The 23,538-nt window shown below is 64.6% G+C and carries 16 protein-coding genes; 9 read left to right on the top strand and 7 right to left on the bottom strand.

What is annotated here, in order from left to right:
- The first annotated feature begins 199 nt into the window (after positions 1 to 199).
- The gene (locus tag IVA98_RS24580; protein ID WP_247295908.1) at positions 200 to 1,366 is read left to right on the top strand and encodes an acyl-CoA dehydrogenase family protein; all 1,167 of its coding nucleotides are present in this window, start codon (positions 200 to 202) and stop codon (positions 1,364 to 1,366) included.
- 34 nt (positions 1,367 to 1,400) lie between these two features.
- Here the strand turns inward: IVA98_RS24580 and IVA98_RS24575 are convergent, their stop codons facing one another.
- The gene (locus IVA98_RS24575; RefSeq protein ID WP_247295910.1) at positions 1,401 to 2,972 is read right to left on the bottom strand and encodes an AMP-binding protein; all 1,572 of its coding nucleotides are present in this window, start codon (positions 2,970 to 2,972) and stop codon (positions 1,401 to 1,403) included.
- Between the two features lie 33 nt (positions 2,973 to 3,005).
- Positions 3,006 to 3,641 (bottom strand): uracil phosphoribosyltransferase, encoded by a 636-nt coding sequence (gene upp, locus IVA98_RS24570; RefSeq protein WP_130216606.1) that lies wholly within the window; start codon positions 3,639 to 3,641, stop codon positions 3,006 to 3,008.
- 618 nt (positions 3,642 to 4,259) lie between these two features.
- On the opposite strand from upp, the gene IVA98_RS24565 reads away from it, so the two are divergent.
- The 6 genes from IVA98_RS24565 (at position 4,260) to IVA98_RS24540 (ending at position 12,452) form a co-directional block, all read left to right on the top strand.
- Positions 4,260 to 4,349: a K(+)-transporting ATPase subunit F gene (locus tag IVA98_RS24565; protein ID WP_247295912.1), complete on the top strand. Its 90-nt coding sequence runs from the start codon at positions 4,260 to 4,262 to the stop codon at positions 4,347 to 4,349.
- A gap of 111 nt (positions 4,350 to 4,460) precedes the next feature.
- A complete protein-coding gene (gene kdpA, locus IVA98_RS24560; protein WP_247355659.1) occupies positions 4,461 to 6,164 on the top strand; it encodes a potassium-transporting ATPase subunit KdpA in 1,704 nt (567 codons plus the stop codon).
- Between the two features lie 17 nt (positions 6,165 to 6,181).
- Positions 6,182 to 8,296 (top strand): potassium-transporting ATPase subunit KdpB, encoded by a 2,115-nt coding sequence (gene kdpB, locus IVA98_RS24555; RefSeq protein ID WP_247295915.1) that lies wholly within the window; start codon positions 6,182 to 6,184, stop codon positions 8,294 to 8,296.
- A gap of 106 nt (positions 8,297 to 8,402) precedes the next feature.
- On the top strand, positions 8,403 to 9,005 hold the full coding sequence (locus IVA98_RS24550; protein WP_247355658.1) for a K(+)-transporting ATPase subunit C: 603 nt from the start codon (positions 8,403 to 8,405) through the stop codon (positions 9,003 to 9,005).
- 37 nt (positions 9,006 to 9,042) lie between these two features.
- Positions 9,043 to 11,766, top strand: a complete 2,724-nt coding sequence (locus IVA98_RS24545) for a DUF4118 domain-containing protein (protein ID WP_247295920.1) — start codon at positions 9,043 to 9,045, stop codon at positions 11,764 to 11,766.
- Positions 11,763 to 12,452 carry a response regulator gene (locus IVA98_RS24540; protein WP_247295923.1) on the top strand — a complete coding sequence of 230 codons (690 nt, stop codon included), beginning with the start codon at positions 11,763 to 11,765 and terminating at the stop codon, positions 12,450 to 12,452. The genes IVA98_RS24545 and IVA98_RS24540 overlap by 4 nt, the downstream gene beginning before the upstream one ends.
- Positions 12,453 to 12,501: 49 nt before the next feature.
- Here the strand turns inward: IVA98_RS24540 and ku are convergent, their stop codons facing one another.
- Positions 12,502 to 13,386 carry a non-homologous end joining protein Ku gene (ku, locus tag IVA98_RS24535; RefSeq protein ID WP_247295925.1) on the bottom strand — a complete coding sequence of 295 codons (885 nt, stop codon included), beginning with the start codon at positions 13,384 to 13,386 and terminating at the stop codon, positions 12,502 to 12,504.
- A 116-nt stretch (positions 13,387 to 13,502) separates the two neighbouring features.
- On the opposite strand from ku, the gene ligD reads away from it, so the two are divergent.
- Positions 13,503 to 16,187: a DNA ligase D gene (gene ligD / locus IVA98_RS24530; protein ID WP_247355657.1), complete on the top strand. Its 2,685-nt coding sequence runs from the start codon at positions 13,503 to 13,505 to the stop codon at positions 16,185 to 16,187.
- Positions 16,188 to 16,255: 68 nt separating this feature from the next.
- Here ligD and IVA98_RS24525 read toward each other — a convergent pair whose 3' ends face one another.
- Entirely contained in the window at positions 16,256 to 16,420 is a 165-nt protein-coding gene (locus IVA98_RS24525) for a DUF3309 family protein (RefSeq protein ID WP_084298933.1), read from the bottom strand.
- A 180-nt stretch (positions 16,421 to 16,600) separates the two neighbouring features.
- On the opposite strand from IVA98_RS24525, the gene IVA98_RS24520 reads away from it, so the two are divergent.
- Positions 16,601 to 16,915 carry a polyhydroxyalkanoic acid system family protein gene (locus tag IVA98_RS24520; protein WP_247295929.1) on the top strand — a complete coding sequence of 105 codons (315 nt, stop codon included), beginning with the start codon at positions 16,601 to 16,603 and terminating at the stop codon, positions 16,913 to 16,915.
- Between the two features lie 2 nt (positions 16,916 to 16,917).
- Here IVA98_RS24520 and treY read toward each other — a convergent pair whose 3' ends face one another.
- The 3 genes from treY to glgX are packed head-to-tail and all read right to left on the bottom strand — an operon-like array spanning position 16,918 to position 23,535.
- Positions 16,918 to 19,704: a malto-oligosyltrehalose synthase gene (treY, locus tag IVA98_RS24515; RefSeq protein WP_247355656.1), complete on the bottom strand. Its 2,787-nt coding sequence runs from the start codon at positions 19,702 to 19,704 to the stop codon at positions 16,918 to 16,920.
- A gap of 1 nt (position 19,705) precedes the next feature.
- Positions 19,706 to 21,460 carry a malto-oligosyltrehalose trehalohydrolase gene (gene treZ, locus IVA98_RS24510; protein WP_247355655.1) on the bottom strand — a complete coding sequence of 585 codons (1,755 nt, stop codon included), beginning with the start codon at positions 21,458 to 21,460 and terminating at the stop codon, positions 19,706 to 19,708.
- Positions 21,457 to 23,535, bottom strand: a complete 2,079-nt coding sequence (gene glgX / locus IVA98_RS24505; RefSeq protein ID WP_247355654.1) for a glycogen debranching protein GlgX — start codon at positions 23,533 to 23,535, stop codon at positions 21,457 to 21,459. Before glgX ends, treZ begins: the two co-directional genes overlap by 4 nt.
- Between the last annotated feature and the right edge of the window lie 3 nt (positions 23,536 to 23,538).

Below are 23,538 nucleotides of genomic sequence, written 5' to 3'. Positions count from 1 at the left end.
GCGCTCGCACCGTCGCGCCGCATGACCCTATGCATGGTACACGCACTTGGCAGGCAAATTCACGTATCTGTACTGAGATTTTCGAGCTAAAGAACGCAAGCGAGGGAAGGTCCGGTGCGGCAATCTTCCATCGCCGGTTGGGTGGGCTCAAAGATCGGGCACGTGAGTCGCCGCGGCTCCTAGCACGGAGATCAAGAACATGGATTTCGCGCTCACCGATCAGCAGGAAGCCATTCGCGACGCCATCGCCAAGATCTGCGAAGGCTTTCCCGACGCCTATTGGCTGAAGAAGGATCACGACGGCGGCTTCCCGCACGACTTTCACAAGGCGCTGGCAGATGCCGGCTGGCTCGGCATCTGCGTGCCGGAGGAGTATGGCGGCTCCGGGCTAGGCATTACCGAAGCCGCGATCATGATGCGCACCATCGCGGAATCCGGTGCCGGCATGTCCGGCGCGTCCGCGGTGCATATCAACGTGTTCGGACTCAATCCCGTCGTCGTGTTCGGCACCGAGGAGCAGCGCAAGCGCATGCTGCCGCCGATGGTCGAGGGTCGCGAGAAAGCCTGTTTCGCAGTGACCGAGCCCAACACCGGTCTCAACACCACTCAACTCAAGACCCGCGCGGTCGCCAAGAACGACCGCTACATCGTCAACGGCCAGAAGGTGTGGATCTCGACCGCGCAGGTCGCGCACAAGATCCTGCTGCTGGCGCGCACCACGCCGCTGGAAGAGGTGCGCTCGCCGACCCACGGCCTCAGCCTGTTCTACACCGATTTCGACCGCAACAAGATCAAGGTCCACGAGATCGAGAAGATGGGCCGCAAGATCGTCGATTCCAACGAGCTGTTCTTCGAGGACTTTGAAATTCCGATGGAGGATCGGATCGGCGAGGAAGGCAAAGGCTTCGAGTACATCCTCGAAGGCATGAACCCGGAGCGTATCCTGATCGCGGCGGAAGCGGTCGGTCTCGGCAAGCTCGCGCTATCGCGTGCGACCGAATACGCCAAGACGCGTGTGGTGTTCAACCGGCCCATCGGCAAGAACCAGGGCATCCAGCATCCGCTGGCGGTGAACTGGGTCGAGCTCGAGGCGGCCTGGCTGATGGTGATGTCGGCGGCCTGGCAATACGACAAGCGCATGCCCTGCGGCGCTGCCGCCAATGCGGCAAAGTATCTCGCCGGCGAGGCAGGCTTCTCGGCTTGCGAGCAGGCGGTGATGACCCATGGCGGCTTCGGCTATGCCAAGGAATTCCACGTCGAGCGCTATTTGCGCGAGATCCTGATCCCGCGCATCGCGCCGGTCAGTCCGCAGCTCGCGCTCAGCTTCATCGCGGAAAAGGTGCTTGGCCTCGCCAAGTCTTACTGAGCGACTCTTCCGGCGCAAACTCAAAAGGCCGTTCCTATTCGGCGGCGATCCGTTCCATGGCCATGGCACGAAGCCGGGCGCGCTGAATCTTGACGCCATTGGCGCTGTCGGTGACGGGGAAGGCATCCACGATATAGACCCGCGCCGGCACCTTGTAGCCGGCGAGCCGCTCGCGCAGATGGGCGATCAGCGCTTCCTGTCGCGGCGGCTCTCCAGCTGGGATCACGAAGGCGACGCAGCGGGCCTGTCCCTTCAGGTCGATCGCGACCACCTGGGCGTCGGCGACACCGGCGCACGATTTGAGCTCGTCTTCGATCTCGCCGGGCGCGACCAGGAAGCCGCCGAGCCGCATCGCATCGCCGGCACGGGTCTCGTAGACGAACGAACCATCACCGCGCAGCCGGCCGATGTCGCCGGTGCGGAAGAAGCCATCGGCGGTGATCGGTTCCCGCGTCGCCTCGGGATTGTTGAAGTAGCCGAGGAAGCACGACGGCGCGCTGATCTCGATCTCGCCGGAGACGCCCTGGGCCGCAAGCTCGCCGGTCTCGACATCGCGGATGCGGATTTTTGCGTCCGGTGACATCGGCCAGCCGCCGCCTTCGATGCGATCGGCGAAGGCATCGCTGCCGCGGCCGATCGAGAACAGCGCCTGCACCTCGCTCGAACCGTACAAGCCGAACAGCGGCATGCCGCGCATCTCGGCCTCCGCGGCCAGCTCGCGCCAGCCGGGCTGGAATGCGGCGAAGCCGCAGATTTCGAGATGCGGAAACGGTCGTGGTGCATCGGTGAGCGCGAGGATGCGGCGGAACATCTCGTCCGAGCCGAATGAATGCGTGATCCTGCACTCCCCCGGGATTCGCACGGCCGGCGCCGCCTCGAAAGCATCGAGTACATGGATGGTCGCGCCCGCTGCGATGAAACCGAGCAGGCTCGTCATGCCAAAAGTGCCGCATAACGGCAGCATCGCCAGCAGCGAATGGCGCTGCGGATCAAGCTGCAGCGCCTTGGCGACGGACGCGGCATGCGTGGCCAGCGTCCGCTGCGAATGGGCGACGAGCTTCGGGCCCTTGGTCGTGCCCGACGTCGTGTACAGCAGGACGGGCAGATCGACGTCCTCCTGAGCCGGCGGGGCAGGCGGATAGGACCTGTCGAAGGCGTCGAACCGCACACTCGGCCATTGCGCGGGGATCGCGGTCTTGCCCACGACGGCAAGCTGTTGCAGCCCGGGCACCTCGTCCTTGGCGACATCGGCGAGAATGGCGGCAAAATCGATCGAGCGAAACGCGGCCTCGATCACCATGAGCTTGGCACCGGACAGGCGGAGCAGATGCGCGACCTCCGCACTGCGATAGCGCGTATTGACGGCAGCGACGACCGCGCCCAGGCGGGCGGCGGCGAACAGCAGCGCGAGCCATTCGATCCGGTTGACCAGCCAGACCGCGACGACGTCGCCCCTCCCGATGCCCTGCGCGGCGAGCCAGGCGGCGGTCTGCTCGATCCTTCTTGAGAGCTCCGCACGCGAGATCGGCGTGCCATCGAACACGAGGACGCGACTGGCCGCCTCGGTCGGGATCAGCGCTTGCAGCGAATATCTGTCGATCAGCATGGCGATCGGAGTAACCCGATCGTGCAAAGCTGTCTACTTGGTGCCGAACATCCGATCGCCGGCGTCGCCCAGGCCCGGCACGATGTAGCCGTGGTCGTTGAGCCGCTCGTCGATCGCGGCGGTCCAGACCGGCACGTCGGGATGCTCGCTCTGGAACTGCGCGATGCCCTCGGGCGCGGCCAAGAGGCAGACGAAGCGGATGTCGCGGGCACCGCGCGCCTTGAGCAGGGACGCGCCGGCGCAGGCCGAATTGCCGGTGGCCAGCATCGGGTCCATCAGAATCACGGTGCGATCGGACAGGTCCTGCGGCGCCTTGAAGTAATATTCCACGGCTTGCAACGTCTCGGGGTCGCGGTACAGCCCGATATGAGCGATGCGCGCCGAGGGCATCAGCGCCAGCATGCCGTCGAGGAAGCCAACGCCCGCGCGCAGGATCGGCGCCAGGGTGAGCTTCTTGCCGGCGATCTTCGGCGCCTGCATCGGGGCGATCGGCGTCTCGATGTCCACCAGCTCCAGCGGCAGGTCGCGCGTCACCTCGTAGCCGAGCAGCATCCCGATCTCGTTCAGGATCTCGCGAAAGCTCTTGGTCGAGCGGTCCTTCTCGCGCATCAAGGAGAGCTTGTGCTGGACCAAGGGGTGGGCGACCACGTTGACGCTGCTTGTGCTCATAAAACCGCTCTACACGGTTCCGTGAAATTGCGCCAGATCGGCCGAGTCTTTTCCGCGGGATATGCGGCCTCAACCGGGCATCGCGGCCGCGCTGCGCGCCTCAGGACGGTCGCGGTGACCGCCTGCTCGAGATTTCCCTTCAGTAGTTGCATGCTACTTGTTCGGGGCGGGCGCCGCGCCGATCGTGGCGTCTCGACTGCGGCGTCCAGCAGTCCGGTAGCTCACGCTCGCGCGACAGCGCACAATGCCACTCGCCGTCGTCATAGGCGATGCGGCGGACCTGCCACATCGGCTTTCGACAGGACGACAAGCGTGTGTCGCTAGCCCCCGCCACCAGCCTTTATGAGATTCCTATAACTTCGTCATAGCCCTCATCTCGAAAACCTATGCCCGTGGTGTCACTTCAGCGCGGTCAAAGTCCGGGCCGGTGCTCCGCGGAAATGCGCCTGCGTTTCCTTCGAGCCTCGTCGGATCCCCGAGAAGCGGTTGCGCCTGACATCAGGGCGCAACGAGGAGTATCTCCATGATGGACATTCTGATGCTGGCGCTGGCCTTCGGCCTGTTCGCGTTCGCGATCGGCTACACCTATACCTGCGAACGGCTGTGACGGAGCGGATCATGATCTTCGATTATGCCCTCGCCGGTACCGTTTCGTTCGGCCTCCTGGCCTATCTCACCTATGCGCTGCTGCGGCCCGAGCGGTTCTGAGCCGTGCTGCTGATTCTCGAATTGTTGCTGGCGGATGCCATGCTCGTCGCCAGCCTGCTGACGGTGCTTCTGCCTCTGCTGCGCCGGCGCCATGCCTGAAGGGTTGATTCCATGACTATGATCGGTTGGCTCCAGATCATTCTGTTTTGCGCCATTATCGTTGCGCTCGCAAAACCGCTCGGCGGGTACATGACGCGCGTGTTCAACGGCGAGCGCACCTTGCTGTCGCCGGTGCTGCGTCCGATCGAGGCCGGCATCTACTGGATCTCCGGCGTCGACGAGAAGCGCGAGCAGCATTGGCTGACCTATACGGTCGCCATGCTGCTGTTCCATATCGCCGGTTTCCTCGTCATCTACGGCGTGATGCGGCTTCAGGCCGTGCTGCCGTTCAATCCGGCCGGGCAGGGCGCGGTCGCCGAGGATCTCTCCTTCAACACCGCGGTCTCCTTTATCACCAACACCAACTGGCAGAACTACGGCGGCGAGAGCACGCTGTCCTATCTCGTGCAGATGCTCGGCCTGACGCACCAGAACTTCCTGTCGGCCGCGACCGGCATCGCGCTGGCGATGGCTCTGATCCGCGGCTTCTCGCGCGCCTCGATGCGCACGGTCGGCAATTTCTGGGTCGACGTCACCCGGTGTACGCTCTATGTGCTGCTGCCGATCTGCGTCGTCTATGCGCTGTTCCTGGTCTGGCAGGGCATGCCGCAGACGCTCGGGCCGTATATCGAGGCGACGACGCTCGAAGGCGCCAAGCAGACCATCGCGGTCGGCCCGGTCGCTTCCCAGGTCGCGATCAAGATGCTCGGCACCAACGGTGGCGGCTTCTTCAACGCCAACGCCGCTCATCCCTTCGAGAACCCGACCGCGCTGTCGAACTTCGTGCAGATGCTCTCGATCTTTGCGCTCGGCGCCGCGCTCACCAACGTATTTGGCCGCATGGTCGGCGACCAGCGCCAGGGCTGGGCGATCCTCTCTGTGATGGGCGTGCTGTTTCTGGCCGGCGTCGCCATCGCCTATTGGGCGGAGGCAAACGGCACCGCGACGCTCCATGCGCTGGGTTTGACCGGCGGCAATATGGAGGGCAAGGAGGTCCGGTTCGGCATCATCGCATCCTCGCTATTTGCCGTCGTCACCACGGCCGCTTCGTGCGGCGCAGTCAACGCGATGCATGACAGTTTTACCGCGCTCGGCGGCATGATCCCGCTGATCAACATGGAGCTCGGCGAAATCATCGTCGGCGGCGTTGGCGCCGGCATGTACGGCATGCTGCTGTTCGTCATCCTCGCGATCTTCGTCGCGGGCCTTATGGTTGGCCGCACCCCGGAATATGTCGGCAAGAAAATCGAGGCGCGTGAGGTCAAGATGGCTATGCTGGCCATCCTGGTGCTGCCGCTGATGATCCTCGGCTGGACCGCCGTCGGCGTGGTCTATCCGGCGGCAGTCGCCTCCATGGCGAATGCCGGCCCGCACGGCTTCACCGAAGTGCTCTACGCCTTCACATCGGCGGCCGGCAACAACGGCTCGGCCTTTGCCGGGCTCACCGGCAACACCTTGTTCTACAACCTGACGCTGGCAAGCGCGATGTTCGTCGGCCGCTTCTTCATGATCATCCCGGCCATGGCGATCGCGGGCTCGCTTGCGGAGAAGAAATCGATCCCGGCGTCCGTGGGCACGTTCCCGACCACCGGAGGCCTGTTCGTCGGCCTCGTGGTCTGCGTCATCCTGATCATGGGCGGCCTGACCTTCTTCCCGGCGCTCGCGCTCGGCCCGATCGTCGAACATCTGGCGATGAACGCCGGCAACCTGTTCTGATTGTTGGAGTGACCTCCATGGATACGATGAAACTGCAAAAACGCGCGCCGATGTCGGCAATGCTCGATCCCAGAATCGTGATGCCCGCGATCCGCGCCTCCTTCGCCAAGCTCGATCCGCGTCTGATGGTGAAGAATCCCGTCATGTTCGTTGTCGAGGTCGTTGCAGTGCTCACGACTGTGATCTTCCTGCGCGACCTCGTCATTGGTGGCGCGAACCTCGGCTTCACCTTCCAGATCATCGTCTGGCTCTGGTTCACGGTGCTGTTCGCCAATTTCGCCGAAGCCGTGGCCGAAGGCCGTGGCAAGGCGCAGGCCGAATCGCTGCGCAAGACCCGCACGGAAAGCCAGGCCAAGCTCCTCACTGGTGCTGGCGAGAATTTCAAGCTCGTGCCGGGCACGAGCCTGAAAGTAGGCGACATCGTGCTGGTCGAGGCCGGCGACACCATCCCTTCCGACGGCGAGGTGATCGAGGGCGTCGCCTCCGTCAACGAGGCCGCCATCACCGGCGAGTCCGCGCCCGTGATCCGCGAATCCGGCGGTGACCGCTCTGCGGTCACGGGTGGCACGCAGGTGCTGTCGGACTGGATCCGCGTCCGCATCACGGCAGCCCAGGGCTCGACCTTCATCGATCGCATGATCAAGCTGGTCGAGGGCGCCGAGCGGCAGAAGACCCCGAATGAGATCGCGCTCAACATCCTGCTCGCCGGTCTCACTATCATCTTCGTGTTCGCCACCGTCACCATCCCCAGCTATGCGGCCTATGCCGGCGGCTCGATCTCGGTGATCGTGCTGGTCGCGCTGTTCGTGACGCTGATCCCGACCACCATCGGCGCGCTGTTGTCGGCGATCGGCATCGCCGGCATGGACCGTCTGGTACGCTTCAACGTGCTGGCGATGTCCGGCCGCGCGGTCGAGGCGGCCGGTGACGTCGACACACTGCTGCTGGACAAGACCGGCACCATCACGCTCGGCAACCGGCAGGCGACCGCCTTCCGTCCCGTGCGCGGAGTGACCGAGCAGGAGCTGGCGGATGCAGCTCAGTTGGCCTCGCTCGCGGACGAGACTCCGGAAGGCCGGTCCATCGTGGTGCTGGCGAAGGAGAAATATGGCATTCGCGGCCGGGACATGGCCGAGCTTGGCGCGACCTTCATCCCATTCACGGCGCAGACCCGCATGAGCGGCGTCGATGCCGGTGGCGCGTCGGTGCGCAAGGGCGCTGTCGACGCCATGCTGAACTATGTCGGCGGCGGCGCGCCGCTGGCGGTTGCCTCCGGCAACGTGGCGCGGGCAACCCAACCGGCCGCCCTGTCGGATCTCGGTCGCGAGATCCAGACCATTGCCGATGATATCTCGAAGGCCGGCGGCACGCCGCTCGCGGTCGCCAGAGACGGCAAGCTGCTCGGCGTCATCCAGCTCAAGGACATCGTCAAGGGCAGCATCCGCGAACGCTTCGCCGAGCTGCGCCGCATGGGCATCCGCACCATCATGATTACAGGCGACAACCCGATGACGGCGGCCGCGATCGCGGCGGAAGCGGGCGTCGACGACTTCCTGGCGCAGGCAACCCCCGAGGACAAGCTCCGGCTGATTCGCGATGAGCAGGCCAAGGGCAAGCTGGTCGCCATGTGCGGCGACGGCACCAACGATGCGCCGGCGCTCGCGCAGGCCGACGTCGGTGTCGCCATGAACACCGGCACTCAGGCCGCGCGTGAGGCCGGCAACATGGTCGATCTCGACTCCAACCCGACCAAGCTGATCGAGGTGGTCGAGATCGGCAAGCAGCTCTTGATGACGCGCGGTGCGCTGACCACGTTCTCCATCGCCAACGATGTCGCCAAGTATTTTGCGATCATCCCGGCGATGTTCCTGGCGTTTTACCCCCAACTCAACGTGCTCAACGTCATGAGCCTGGCGAGCCCGCAGAGCGCCATCCTGTCGGCGATCATCTTCAACGCCCTCATTATCGTGGCGTTGATTCCACTGGCGCTGAAGGGCGTCGCCTACCGCGCTGTCGGTGCCGGCGCGCTGCTCCGCCGCAACCTCTTGATCTACGGCCTCGGCGGCATCGTTATTCCCTTCATCGGCATCAAGGCTATCGACCTCATCGTCACCGCCTTGCATTTGGCTTAACACCGTCATTGCGAGCGAAGCAAATCCAGAGATGCTTCCACGGTCGAAAGCCTGGATTGCTTCGTCGCTTCGCTTCTCGCAATGACGAAACAATTAGGAGAAACACATGCTCAGAGAAATTCGCCCCGCTATCGTGCTCTTGCTGGTGCTCACCGCCATCACGGGCCTTGCCTATCCGCTCGCAATGACTGCCATCGCCGGCACGTTGTTTCCGGTGCAGGCGCAGGGCAGCCTAATCGAAAGGGACGGCAGGGTGGTCGGATCCGCTCTGATCGGGCAGGAGTTCAACGACGACAAATATTTCCACGGTCGTCCCTCGGCGACGCTGGCGCCCGATCCCAATGATTCGACCAAAACTGTGCCGGCGCCCTACAACGCTGCCAATTCGGGCGGCTCCGATCTCGGCCCCACCAGCAAGGCGCTGGCCAACCGGCTGAAGGAAGATGTGGACAAGCTGAAGGTGGAAAATCCGTCCGCGCCGGTACCGATCGATCTGGTGACGACGTCAGCTAGCGGCCTTGATCCCGACATCTCGCCGGAAGCGGCGCAATTCCAGGTGCCGCGCGTGGCGAAGGCACGGAATGTGCCGCAGGACCAGGTCAGGCAGCTCGTGACTGCCAATACCGAAGGCCGTTTGCTAGGCCTGATCGGCGAGCCCCGCGTCAACGTGCTGGCGCTGAATCTCGCGCTCGACCGCGCCGCGAAGTAGTATAGGCTCAGCACGCCGGGATGATTATATTGGCCTGATGGTTCAACCGCGCCGCGATCCCGAACAACGTCCGTCGCCTGATGCGCTGCTGGAAACCGCGCGTCGGGCAGAAAGCGCGAGCGGCAAGCTGAAGATCTTCGTGGGCGCCGCCCCGGGCGTCGGCAAGACCTACGAGATGCTGCAAAGCGCCCACGCCAAGCGCAAAGCCGGCATCGACGTCGTGGTCGGCTTCGTCGAGACCCACGGCCGGGCTGAAACCGAGGCGCTGGTGCGCGGGCTCGAAATGGTCCCCCGCAAGAGGATCGACTACCGCGGCCAGATCGTCGAGGAGATGGACCTCGATGCCGTGATCGCGCGGCGGCCGCAAATTGCGCTGGTCGACGAGCTCGCCCACACCAACGCGGTTGGCAGCCGGCACCCCAAGCGCTATCTCGATGTCGAGGAACTGCTCTCCCACGGCATCGACGTCTATACCGCCGTCAACATCCAGCACATCGAGAGCCTGAACGACGTCGTCGCCCAGATCACCCATGTGCGGGTGCGCGAGACGGTGCCGGATTCGGTGTTCGATCGCGCCGATGCGATCGAGCTGATCGACCTCACGCCCGACGACCTGATCCAGCGGCTGAACGAGGGCAAGGTCTATGTGCCGAGGCAAGCCGAGCGGGCGCTGGAGCATTATTTCTCGCCGGGCAACCTGACCGCTCTGCGCGAGCTCGCGCTGCGGCGCACGGCCGAGCGGGTCGACGAGCAGCTCCTCACCCACATGCAGGCGAACGCCATCGCCGGCCCCTGGGCTGCGGGCGATCGTATCCTCGTCTGCGTCAGCGAGGATCCGCGCGCGGCCGGGCTGGTGCGCTATACCAAGCGGCTGGCCGATCGGCTGCATGCCCCGTTCACCGCGCTCTCGATCGAGACGCGCCGCTCGCTCCAGCTTTCCGACGAGGAGCGCGACCGGCTCGCCGATACGCTGCGGCTTGCCGAATCGCTCGGCGGCGAGGCGCTGACGATTCCCGCTGTGGGCCGCCGCATCGCCGATGACGTCGTGAACTTCGCGCAAGCCAACAACGTCACCCAGATCGTGATCGGCAAGTCGACCCGCTCGCGCTGGTTCGAGATAACGCGCGGCTCGGTCGTGCATGACCTGGTGCGCCGCGCCGGCAACATCACCGTCCACGTCATCGCCGGTGACGAGCTGCCCGGCGAGGCCGTGCCCAAGACCGCGGTACAGACCGCTGCGCGCGTGGAGCCGTTCAATCCGCTGCCCTATCTCAAGGCGCTCGGGATCGTGCTGATCGGGCTCGGCGCCGCGGAGCTGATCCAGCCCCGATTCGGCATCGAGAATGTCGACCTCGTGCTGCTGACGGCGGTGGTCGCGGTCGCGGTCCGCTATGGCCTGTGGCCGTCGCTGCTCGCGACCGTCGCGGCCTCGCTGTGCTACAATTTCTTCTTCCTGCCGCCGATCTATACCTTCACGATCACCGATCCGACCAACGTTGCCGCCTTCGTGCTGTTCATGGTGGTGGCGATGATCGTCTCCAATGTTGCGGCGCGTGTGCGCATCCAGGCCGACACCGCGATCGGCCGGATCCGGATGACCGAGCAGCTCCATGCCTTCAGCCGCAAGCTCGCCGGCACTGCCACGCTCGACGATGTGTTGTGGGCAACCGCATATCAGATCGCGCTGATGCTGAAGGTCCGCGTCGTGTTGCTGCTGCCGGAAGAGGGCTTGCTCACGGTGAAATCCGGTTATCCGCCGGAGGATGAGCTTGATCAGGCCGACCTCGCCGCCGCCAATTGGGCCTGGAGCAACGACCGCCCCGCAGGTCGCGGCTCGGACACCCTGCCGGGTGCGAAACGGCTGTTCCTGCCGATGCGCACAGGCCGTGGTCCGATCGGCGTCATCGGCATCGACAACGACCGCACCGGCCCGCTATTGACCCCGGACCAGCGCCGGCTGCTCGATGCGCTGGTCGATCAGGGCGCGCTCGCAATCGAACGCGTGCTGCTGGTCGAGGCCATGGATCGCGTCAAGCGCACCGTCGAATCCGAACGGCTGCGTTCGGCGCTCCTGACCTCGATCTCGCACGATTTGAAGACGCCGCTGGCCTCGGTCCTCGGGGCGGCCTCCACCATGCGCGACCTCGACGGCGCGCTCTCTGACACCGAGAAGCGCGACCTGCTCGCGACCGTGATCGACGAGTCCGAACGGCTCAACCGCTTCATTGCCAATCTGCTCGACATGACCAAGCTCGAATCCGGCGCCATCGTGCCCAATACGGCGCTGCACGATCTCGGCGAGATCGTCGGTAGCGCGCTGCGGCGAGCGGCCAAGATCCTCGCTGCTCACAAGGTCGAGCTTGTGCTGGCGGCCGATCTGCCGATGCTCGAGCTCGATGCCGTGCTGTTCGAGCAAGTGCTGTTCAACCTGCTCGACAACGCCGCAAAATATTCGGCGCCAGACACCACGATTGCGATCCGCAGTCAGCGCGAGCGGGATCACGTCGTTCTCGATATCGCCGATGAGGGCGGCGGCATCCCACCCGACGAGCTCGAGAGCGTGTTCGACAAGTTCTATCGCGTGCAGAAGGGTGATCATGTCCGGCCCGGCACCGGGCTCGGCCTCGCCATCTCGCGCGGTTTCGTCGAGGCGATGCGGGGCACGATCTCGGCCGCCAACCGCAGCGACCGGAGCGGCGCGATTCTCACCATCCGTCTGCCCGTCCCAGTGCAGACCCACGCATTGGATACCGCCGCATGAGTGCTGCCCCGATCAAGGTCCTGGTCATCGACGACGAGCCGCCGATCCGTAAACTGCTGCGGATGGGGCTGACGACGCAGGGCTATGAAATCCTGGAGGCGTCGAACGGCAAGACCGCGCTGGACAAGCTTGCCGAGGAGCCGGCGCTGATCATCCTCGATCTCGGCCTGCCCGACGTGCAGGGACACGAACTACTGCGCACCATCCGCGCCCGCAACGAGGGGGTGCCGATCGTGGTGCTGTCGAGCCGCGGCGACGAGGCGGGCAAAGTGCAGGCGCTCGATGTCGGCGCCGACGATTACCTGACCAAGCCGTTCGGCATGGAAGAGCTTCTGGCCCGCTTGCGTGCCGCGCTGCGCCACCAGCTTCAAATCAAAGGCGAGCGCCCTGTATTTCGCACCGGCGATCTCTCCGTCGACCTCGTCCGCCGCATCGTCAAGGTCGGCGAGCGCGAGGTGAAGCTGTCACCGAAGGAATACGATCTGCTTCGCGTGCTGGTGCAGCACGCCGGCAAGGTGCTCACCCACCGCTTCCTGCTGAGGGAGCTCTGGGACGAGCTGACCGACGCGCAATATCTGCGCGTCTATGTCCGCCAGCTCCGCCAGAAGATCGAAGCCGACCCGGAACGGCCGCACCATGTGCTGACCGAGACGGGAATCGGATACAGGCTGAAGGCGGGCGATTAGACCAGCCGTCATTCCGGTATCGATGTTCTGCGTCGCGCCGGAATGACAGTCAACCCGCCTTGCGATGCCTTGCCGTCGACCGGTGCGCTTTTTTCGCGCTGCGATGGCGCCCGGTCGACCGGCGCGCGTGGGACTTCGCCGATGTTTTCCCGCCTCCGCGCCCCTTCAGGCTCTGCTTCAGCGCGTCCATGAGGCTGACGACGTTGCTCGGCCGCTCCTCGGGCTCCGGCAGCTCGATCTTCTTGCCGCTGGCCTTGCGCTTGACCAGCGCCTTCAGCGCGTTCTCGTACTCGTCCTTGAATTCGCTGGGGTCGAAATGCGCGGCCTTGCTGTGCAGGATGTGACCGGCGAGTTCGACCATGTCCTTGGTGATCTTCGGGCTCTTGATGTCATCGAAGAACTGGTCCTCGTCGCGCAGCTCGTACGGATAGCGCAGCGTGGTGCCGAGCAGGCCTTTGCCGAGAGGCTCGATCGCCATCACGTGCTCGCGATTGGTGAGCACGATTTTTGCGAGTGCCACGCGGTCCTGATCCTTCATCGCGTCGCGGATCACGGCGAAGGCGTCGGCCGCGGCCTTGCCGTCCGGCGCGATGTAATAGGGGTGGTTAAGGTAACGCTTGTCGATCTCCTCGCGCGGCACGAAGCTCTCGATGTCGATGGTGTGGTTGCTCTCGATCTGCACCGCTTCGAGCTCCTCAGGCTCGATCTCGACGTACTTGCCCTTGCGCAGCTCGTAGCCGCGGCCCTTCTGGTCGCTCTCGACCACGTCGCCGGTCTCGGAATCGATCATCTGCTGCTTGAGCCGGTTCCCGGTCTCGCGGTTGATGAGATGAAACCGCGTCTTCTCGGCGGCGGTTGCGGCGGGGTAGAGCACGACGGGGCAGCTGACCAGCGAGAGCTTCAACGTTCCCTTCCAATAGGCACGCGGGGCCATTCCATTCTCCAGCGTTTTCAAGGCGTTTTGGAACCCCAACCCGGCCATGGGGTTTTGGTTCCGGGTGGGACTTTGGCCGTGATAGGCTTGATGCCGAAAGAGAAGCGGGACCGGTCGTGCTGCAAAAACTCTCCACTTACCGACAGAAGCGTGACTTCGAGAAAACGCCCGAGCCATCGGGCAAGACCGCCGTGGCGCCGTCGAAGCAGCGGCGCTTCGTGATCCAGAAGCACGATGCGAGCCGGCTGCACTACGACCTCCGACTCGAGTTCGACGGTGTCTTCAAGTCCTGGGCCGTGACGAAGGGGCCCTCGCTCGATCCACATGACAAGCGGCTGGCGGTCGAGGTCGAGGACCATCCGCTCGACTATGGTGATTTCGAAGGCACGATCCCCGAAGGCCAGTATGGTGGCGGCACCGTGATGCTGTGGGATCGAGGCTATTGGGAATCAGAAGATCCGGAAGCCGGCTTCAAGAAAGGCGATCTCAAGTTCACCCTCCATGGCGAGAAGCTGCAGGGAAGCTGGGTGCTGGTGCGCATGCGCAATGACCGCACCGGCGGTAAGCGGACAAACTGGCTGCTCATCAAGCATCGTGACGAATATGCGCGCGAGGGCAACGACAACGACATCCTCGAGCAAGACAAGTCCGTTGCTTCTGGCCGCGCGATGGAACAAATCGCTGAAGGAAAGGGCCGCGCGCCCAAGCCCTTCATGCTGGCCAAGGGGCCGAAGGGCAAGGCCGACGCAGTCTGGCAGTCCAACCGCGCCGAGGAGACGAAAGGGCGCACAGTGAAGCCCGCGCCGCGCACGGCGTTGAAGGCTAGACCGACGGCGAAGAAGACTGCCGCGACAGCAGCGAGCGCCAAGAAGGTCTCGGAGATGCCGGACTTCGTGGCGCCGCAGCTCTGCACGCTGGTCGAGCGGCCGCCGGCCGATGGTGGCTGGTGCCACGAGATCAAGTTCGATGGCTATCGCGTCCAGCTCCGAGTCGAGGACGGCGAGGCGACGCTCAAGACGCGGAAGGGTCTCGACTGGACCGGCAAATTCGCCTCCATTGCCGAGGAAGCGGGGGCGCTGCCGGACGTGCTGATCGACGGCGAGATCGTCGCGCTCGACCACAACGGCGCGCCGAACTTCTCCTCGCTTCAGGCTGCGTTGTCGGACGGCAAGACCGACGAGTTGATCTTCTTTGCCTTCGATCTCCTCTTCGCCGAGGGCGAGGATTACCGTCGGCTGCCGCTTGGCGAGCGCAAGGCGCGGCTGAAGGAGCTTCTGGAATCACGCAAGCGGAAAACGAGCCAGATCCGGTATGTCGAGCATTTCGAGAGCGGGGGCGATGCCGTGCTGCAATCGGCCTGCAAGCTCGAGCTCGAGGGTGTGGTGTCGAAGAAGCTAGATGCCCCGTATCGCTCCGGCCGCACCGAGAGCTGGGTCAAGTCGAAATGTCGCGCCGGCCACGAGGTGGTGATCGGCGGCTACAAGACCACGAACGGCAAGTTCCGCTCGCTAATGGCGGGTGTGCAGCGCGGCGATCACCTCGCCTTTGTCGGCATGGTCGGCACCGGCTTTGGCGCCGACAAGGTCAAGCGCCTCATGCCTTCACTGAAGGCCATGGAGGCCAAGCAAAGCCCCTTCGGCGGCAAGAACGCGCCGAAGAAGACCCGCGAGGTGCACTGGCTGAAGCCGGAGCTCGTCGCCGAGATCGAGTTCGCCGGCTTCACCGCCGACGGCAATATCCGTCAGGCCGCGTTCAAGGGACTGCGGCAGGACAAGCCGGCCAAGGAGGTTGAGGCGGAGACGCCGGTCGATACCGAGCTCGCCGAACCGTCGGCCAGAGGAGCGAAGCGCGCAAAAGCGCGGCCAGGTGCGCAGTCGGCCCTGGGCGGCAGCAACGCCGAGGTCATGGGCGTCGTCATCTCAAAGCCGGACAAGGAGCTCTGGCCCGAGGACGGACATGGCGATGCCGTGACCAAGCTGGACCTCGCGCGCTATCTCGAAGCCGTCGGCGAATGGATGATCGTGCACCTCAAGGGCCGGCCATGCTCGCTGATCCGCGCGCCTGACGGCATCAAGGGCGAGTGCTTCTTCCAGCGCCATGCCATGCAGGGGACGTCGAACCTTCTGGAGCTCGCAAGAGTCTCCGGCGACCGCAAGCCGTATTTGCAGATCGATCGGATCGAAGGGCTCGCGGCGGTGGCGCAGATCGGCGGCGTCGAGCTGCATCCCTGGAATTGCGCGCCCTATGCCTATGACACGCCGGGCCGGCTGGTATTCGATCTCGATCCGGCGCCCGACGTCGAATTCGCCGACGTCGTCGAGGCGGCCAAGGAGATGCGGCAGCGGCTGAGCGATATCGGCATGGACAGCTTCTGCAAGACCACAGGCGGCAAGGGCCTCCACGTGGTGGTGCCGCTGCTCCACGGCGCGCGCGACAAGGTGAGCTGGAACGAGGCCAAGGCGTTTGCGCAAGGCGTCTGCCAGTGGATGGCCGATGACGATCCCGAACGCTATCTGCTCAACATGTCGAAGAAGCTGCGCAAGGGAAAGATCTTCCTGGACTATTTGCGCAACGACCGCATGTCGACTGCGGTTGCCCCGCTGTCGCCGCGCGCGCGAACCGGTGCCACAGTGTCGATGCCCGTGACTTGGGCGCAGGTGAAGAGCGACCTCGATCCGAAGCGATATACGATGCGCACGGTGCCGGGCCTGCTGGCGCGATCGAAAGCGTGGGAGGGCTACGATGATGCCGCCGCATCGATCAAGGCGGCGATCAAGAAGCTGGCGGGAAAGGTGAAGTAGATTTGTGCTACCGCGCGTCGTAGGGTGGGCAAAACAGAGCCTGCCCACCCTACACGATCCGCCTTCGGCTATATGCGTCCCATCAGGAGCAGGATCAGCAGGATGATGATGACGAGTCCGAGGCCGCCGCCGCCGTAATAGCCGGTGCCGTAGAACGGTCCGCCGCCGATGCCGCTGAAGCCGCCGAGCAGGGCGATGACCAAGATGATCAGAATGATCGTGCCGATAGACATGCGAATCTCCTCCAGCCCTTTCTTGAAAGGGTCGTCTGACCTGTCCCGTTATCCGAGGGCAACTTGCCGCAGGTTTTAAAGTTCCGGCTTCGCAATGCGGGTTCCGGCTTCAGCATGTTTGGAACTTTTGCCTTTCCATGCGGCATGATGAGGTGAGGGATCAGCAGCAGGGTCACGGCCATGGCAGAACCGCTCGTCGTCTCAATTCCGCATCGTCTCGGCCGCGACGAGGCGGTACGCCGGCTCAAGACGGGGCTTGGCCGCGCCGCGGCAAGCATTCCCGTGATGCAGGTCGAGGAGGAGCGTTGGAGCGGCGACTGCATGAATTTCCGCATCCGCGCGCTCGGGCAGATCGCGACCGGCCAGGTCGACGTTGCCGAAGATCACGTCCGGGTCGAGGTGGTGCTGCCCTGGCTATTGCAACGCTTTGCCGAGATGGCCCAGGGCGCGATCAGGAAGCGCGGACAGTTGCTGCTGACCAAGGACGGAAAGTAGTCTCAGGCGCGCACGCGCTGCCGCATCGGCTTCGCTGCACTGGCGGTGCGCGCCTCGATGACGGTCCCGGGAAGATCGCGCAGGGCCTGCGCGAGCGGCAGTTCATCGCCTGCAAGGCCCGCGGCGGCGTAGCCGGTGATATCGACGGTTGCATCGAAGCCTTCCAGCGCCGGCCATTCCCGACCTCCTTGCGTGAACGGCGCGAAGTGACGCCCGACCGCGACGATCGCGGCCGCCCGGCCGTGACGGCGGGCGAAGGCGATAACGTGCTCAGCATGCCCGCCGCGAACCTCGAGTGGCTGATAGTTACCCTGGACGAAGATGTCGGCGAGCCGGTTGCGCAGCTTGAGGAGATGACGGGTCCAGGCCAGCTTGAGCCGGCCGTCCGGCCAGGCCTTGATCAGGTCGCTCCAGTCCGGAGCTTCCAATGACGTCAGCGCCCTGCGGCGCGCGGCAAAGTCCACCGGCCGCCGGTTGTCGGGGTCGACCAGCGACAGGTCCCAGAATTCGGTGCCTTGGTAGAAGTCTGGCACGCCCGGCAGCGTCGCCTTGAGCGTGAGCTGGCTCAGCGAGTTCAACATGCCGAGCAGTGCGACGCGACGGGCCAGGGTCTGCAGAGCCTCCAGGAATTCTGCGGATTGAGCGGGGTCGAGGATCTTGCCGATGAAGCTCTTGAGGCCGTCTTCATACGCTTCATGCGGATTGAGCCAGCTCGTCTCCTCCTTGCCTTCACGCGCGGCCTTGAGGGCATAGGCTTGGATGCGCTCGACGAAATCAGGACCGACCGGCCCTTGGAGCGGCCAGGCGCCAAGCAGGGTCTGGTAGAGCATGTACTCGAATGTCGCCGACGGCGCGCGGAAACTATCTCGGTGGGTGAGATGCGGCGCGTTCAACACCTTCCAGCGCGCCACCGCGCTGGTCCATTCGCCGGGAATCTCGCTGAGCGCCGCGATCCGCGCGCGGGCATCCTCGCCGCGCTTGGTGTCGTGGGTGGCCGTGGCGGTCATGCCGTGCGGCCATTCCCTGGCACGGGCCTGCATGGCCTGATGGAAGGCGGGAATAGTAAGGCCGACGCTCGCGGGATCACCGCCGACCTCGTTCAGCGCGAGCAGCCGGTGGAACTGGTAGAACGCGGTGTCCTCCAGCGACTTCGCCATCATCGGTCCGGTGAATTGCTGCACCTTCAGCGCGAAGCGGCGCACGCGCGGCGCGCTGTGTGGAGGACGCCCAGGCTTGAGCAGGTCCATGGTCAGAGCGTCGCGCAGGAAGTCGAAAATGCCATCATCCGCGGCGAACCATTCCCCACGAGCGCGTTCGATGGTCTCATCGATTAGCTTGCGATCGTGTGCGGTCGGCGCGCTCGTCGTGAGGTAAGTGCGGTAGACCGGAAAATGCAGCACATAGAGCTCGAGCGCCTGGCGCAGGCTGTCGGCGGAGAAGTCGCGCGTCGAGTAATGCCCGTTGGCGATGCGCGCCAAAAGGCGCGTCAGCACGGTGAACTCACTGGTGAGCAGAGTCTCCAGCACCCGCCGCTTGGCGTCCTTGACGTAAGACGCAAGCCGGGGCGGCCGGTTGCTGATCTGCCGCCAGGTCTCGTCCAAGGCCGTCAGCCCCTTGGCGTCGACCAGCACCTGGGTGATGACGTTCATCCATTCATAGCCGGTGGTGCCCTGGACCCCGGCGAAGTGCGGCAGGCGCTCGTGCTCGCACAGGATCTTCTCGACCACTGTATAGAATGGCTTTGTGTTGCCTTGGGCGTCGCGGACCAGCCGGCGTAGCCGCTGGCAATATTGCGCGGGATCGCGCAGGCCGTCGATGTGATCGAGACGGATGCCTTGCAGTCTGCCGTCGGCGATGAGCTGTTTGACCAGCCGGTGCGTGGCGGCAAACGTGCCGGGATCCTCGACGCGCAAGCCGGCGAGGCCGTTGACGTCGAAGAAGCGGCGATAGTTGATGTCGCTGGAGGCGAGCCGCCAATGCCCGAGCTTGTAGTGCTGGCGCTCGAGCAGATGATGCAGCGCCAGCGTCTGGGCGGGACGGTCCTTGGCAGCGCGATAGGCGGCAAGACCGCGCGCGATGATGTCGGCAGCACCCGCAATGTCCTTGAGTTCTGCCTTGAACGCGGGAGCTTCCTTGCGGTTGGGACGGCGCAGTCCGGTATAGCGCGCCGCGAGCGCGAGCAGGCGCTTGCCGGGCTCCGTTTCCCCCGCATCCGCGTCCTTGACGATCATCCGCAGCACTTCGCCATAGCGCTCCGGCGCGACGGGTAAGCGGTGCTCGAAATACCAGGCGGAAAGACTGCCCTGGTCGGGATCATAGCGCAGCTCGATCTCGCCACGCTCGAGCGCCTCGCCATAGGACGCGCCGAGAATCGGCAGCAGCACGCCGCCGCGGGCGCGGAAGGCCAGTTGATCCCAGTCGATGTCGAATGAGACCGCATGCGGTGAAGCCTGGCCCCACTCCAGCACGTCGAGCCACCAGGGATTGTCGGCAAAATGCACGCCGACGTGATTGGGCACGAAGTCGATGATGAGTCCGAGGTCGTGCTCGGTCAATGTCTCGCTCAGCCGCGCGAAACCGGTCTCGCCGCCGAGTTCGGGGCTGAGCTGGCTGTGATCGACCGTGTCATAGCCGTGGGTCGAGCCCTTGCGAGCCTTCATCACCGGGGAGGCGTAGAGATGTGTGATCCCGAGCGCCTTCAGATAGGGCACGACCGCGGCGGCCTTGTCGAAGCCGAAATCCGCGGTGAGCTGGAGCCGGTAAGTCGCGAGCGGAATGGCGGGAGGCATGCTAACCTCCGAGGCGCCAGACCACCGACCAGGGCGGAAGCCGCTCGCCGGCCTCGCCGCCCCAGATCGGCGTGCCCGAATTGAGGTTGGAATACGCGACATCCTTGTCCGAGAGATTGGCGGCCAAGCGCAAAGTCCTGCCGTCGCCCATTCGCCAATGCGCGGTGAGCAAGCCCGTATCCGCTGCCTCGGCATCGCCGAAACTTGCTCCTTTCAGACGGGGCACGACCTCCTGGCGGCGGACGGCGAGCAGCTCGCGCACCAGCGCGAGTCGTGCCTTCTGTTCGGAGGTGCGGCCGGTCCAGTCGAGCACGGCCGATTGCAGCGTGGCCGGATCGAGCGGATCCGGTACCTCGTCGCCGTATTTCTCGTAGGCCCAGGCATATTCCTGCTTGCGCCCCTTGCGGACGGCATCGGCAAGGCCGCCCTGAAAATCGCAGAAGAACGGGAAGGGCGCTGTCGAGCCCCATTCCTCGCCCATGAACAGCATCGGGATCATCGGTGCGAGAAGCGTCACCGCGAGCGCGGCTTCGATCTGCTTTGATCCTGCCAGGCTCTCGAGCCGGTCGCCGAGTGGGCGGTTACCGATCTGGTCGTGGTTCTGGAGAAAATTGACGAAGGTCGCCGGCGGCAGTTCGCCGCTCGGCTCGCCGCGCGGCTTCTTGCCCCAGAATTCCGAGATCTCGCCCTGGTAGACGAAGCCCGATGCGAGCGCGCGCGCAAGATCCATGCGCGGGGTCTGGTAGTCGGCATAGTAACCGGCGAGCTCGCCGGTCAGCATCACGTGCCAGACGTGGTGATAGTCGTCGTTCCACTGCCCGCGGTATTTGCCGTTCGGCGGCTCCTGGGCGGCATCGAGCAGGCTCGCGCGGTTGTCACCGTTCTCCAGCACGAGATGGATGTGCCGTCCCGTGGCCTTGGCGAGCTCGCCGGCGGCGACGCTGAGGTCTTGCAGCATCGACTGCTCACCGGGTACCGCCATGATGTGGTTGGCGGCATCCAGCCGCAGGCCATCGAAGCGGTAGTCGCTGAGCCAGGACAGCGCGTTCTCGACCGCGAATGCGCGCACCTGCGGCACGCGATAATCGATCGCGCTGCCCCAGGGCGTGTGTGCCTCGGTAAAGAAGGTCGGCGCATAGCGGCCCAGGTAATTCCCCTCGGGACCGAAATGATTGTAGACGACGTCGAGGAACACCATGAGCCCGCGCAGATGTGCCTCGTCGATCAGCGTCTTCAGGTCTTCGGGCCGGCCATAAACGCTATCGGGCGCATACCACAGCACGCCGTCATAGCCCCAGCCGCGGCGGCCGGCGAAATCGGCCAGCGGCATCAATTCCAGTGCAGTGATGCCGGTCGCTGTGAGATGATCGAGCTTGTCGATCATGGCGCGGTAAGTGCCCTCCGGCGTGAAGGTGCCGACATGGGCCTCGATCAGCACCGTCTCTTCCCAAGGGCGGCCGCGCCAATCGCGCGCGCGCCAGGCGAAGGCGTCATGATCGATCACCTCGCTCGGGCCAAACACATCCGCGGGCTGGAATGCCGAGGCCGGATCGGGCACGTCGATCTCGTCGTCGATCCGGAATCTGTAATCGCTACCGGCGCGCAGGCCGGCAATGTCGGCCACGTACCAGCCATCTTGCCGGCGCTGCATCGCGCGTCTTCTGTCGAGCAGGAGATCGACACGGCGCGCACCGGGCGCCCACAGCCGGAACGACACGCCGTCCTTGGTCGGCCTCGCCCCGAAGGATGGCCTCATAGCGCCCCCGCGAAGGCGAGCACGGATCGCGGCGGCGCCTTGCTGTCGCTTCCGGGCAGAAAGTCGATCGAGTTCAGCCTGGCCTCGGTCGTGTTGAGGATCTGCTGCCAGCTCTTGTATTCGGTCATTTTGGGCAATTTGAATGCGATCTCTTCAGGAGCGGCGTTCAGAACGATAAAGATCGCGGCGCTGCCCGGTTCCATCGGTCCCATCACATAGGAGAGAAACCGCCCTTCCGGGAATTTCCAATCGTTCTCCGTCATCTCGTCGCCGGCCGGCGTCAGCCACAGCGCACCGTAGGAGATGCCGTCCTTCGGGCGGCCATCGAGCCAGCGATGGCTGCGCAGTTGCGAGAACCGGCGGCGGATGTCGGCGAGATGGGCGACGAAATCGATCATGTCGTCGTCCTCTTTGCCGAGATTGTCCCAATTGATCCAGCCGATCTCGTTATCCTGGCAATAGGCATTGTTGTTGCCGGTTTGAGAATTGCCGACCTCGTCGCCGGCGAGGATCAGCGGAACGCCTTGCGCCAGCATCAGGCAGGCCAGCACGTTCTTGCGAAGCTGCCGGCGCAGACCGAGGATCTGGGGGTCGTCAGTGGGGCCCTCGACGCCGCAATTGTTGCTGTGGTTGTCGTTGGAGCCGTCGCGATTGTCCTCGCCGTTGGCCTCGTTGTGCTTCTCGTTGTAGCTGAAGAGGTCGGCGAGCGTGAAGCCGTCATGCACGGTGATGTGGTTGATGCTGGCGCGCGGCCGCCTTCCGTCATGGTTGAAGAGGTCGGATGACGCCGTCATACGGCTGGAGATATCGCCAATCAGGCTGCCTTCGCCGCTCCAGTAGCGGCGCATGGCGCTGCGGTAGCGATCGTTCCATTCCGACCATTGCGAGGGGAAGGCGCCGACCTGGTAGCCGCCGAGCCCAAGATCCCACGGTTCGGCGACGAGCTTGACGGTCGCCAGCACCGGATCCTGCCGGACCGCGGTCAGGAACGAGCTGCCGCGATCAAAACCGTTCGGGCCGCGCGCCAACGTGGTGGCGAGGTCGAAACGGAAGCCGTCGACATGGCAGACCTCGACCCAGTAACGAAGCGAATCCATCACCATCTGGAGCACGCGCGGATGGGTGAGGTTCACCGAGGAGCCGCAGCCGGTGAAGTCGTCGTAATAGCGCGGGTTCTCGCGGCTCAGCCAGTAATAGGAGGCGTTGTCGATGCCGCGATAGCACAGCGTCGGCCCGAGGTGATTGCCCTCGGCGGTGTGGTTATAGACAACGTCCAGCATCACCTCGATGCCGGCGTCGTGCAGCCGCGCGACCGTTGTGCGGAAGGAATCGAGCGCGTTGTCCTGCGCGTAGCGCGGCTCGGGCGCGAAGAAGGACAGCGTGTTGTAGCCCCAGTAATTGGCGAGCTTCTTCTCCACCAGGATGCGGTCGTCGACGAAGCTGTGCACCGGCAGGAGCTCGATCGTGGTGACGCCGAGCCTCTTCAGATGCTCGATCATCGCCGGCGATGACAGACCGCCATAGGTGCCGCGCAGGTTCGGCGGCACGTCATCGCGCTTCTGCGTCAGGCCCTTGACGTGGGCTTCGTAGATGATGGTGTCTTCCCAGGGGATGTTGGGCCGGATCTCACGCCGGCCCCAGTTGAAGGTCTCGTCGACGACGACGGCCTTCGGCATGCCGCGCGCATTGTCGCGCCGGTCGAACGACAGGTCCTCGCGTGGTGAGCCGGTGCGGTAGGCGAAATGCGCATCGCTCCAGACCAGCCGTCCTGAAAGCCGCTTGGCATAGGGGTCAAGCAGCAGCTTGTTGGCGTTGAAGCGGTGGCCGTGCTCGGGCTCGTAGGGGCCGTGCACGCGGTAGCCGTAGAGCTGGCCGGGCGAGACGTCGTTGAGATAGCCGTGCCAGACGTCTTCGGTCCTCTCAGGCAATTCGATGCGTTCGAGCTCGCGGCGGCCCTGTGTGTCGAACAGGCAGAGCTCGACCTTCTGCGCGTTGGCAGAGAACAGCGCGAAATTGGTGCCGCGTCCGTCCCAGCTTGCGCCGAGGCGTGCGGGCGATCCAGCAGTCAGGCGCATGTG

Origin of the sequence: Bradyrhizobium sp. 160 (assembly GCF_023073735.1) — a bacterium.
Lineage (GTDB): Bacteria > Pseudomonadota > Alphaproteobacteria > Rhizobiales > Xanthobacteraceae > Bradyrhizobium.
The sequence above is the reverse complement of the archived record's forward strand: the minus strand, read 5'-3'. Positions and strand labels throughout refer to the sequence as shown.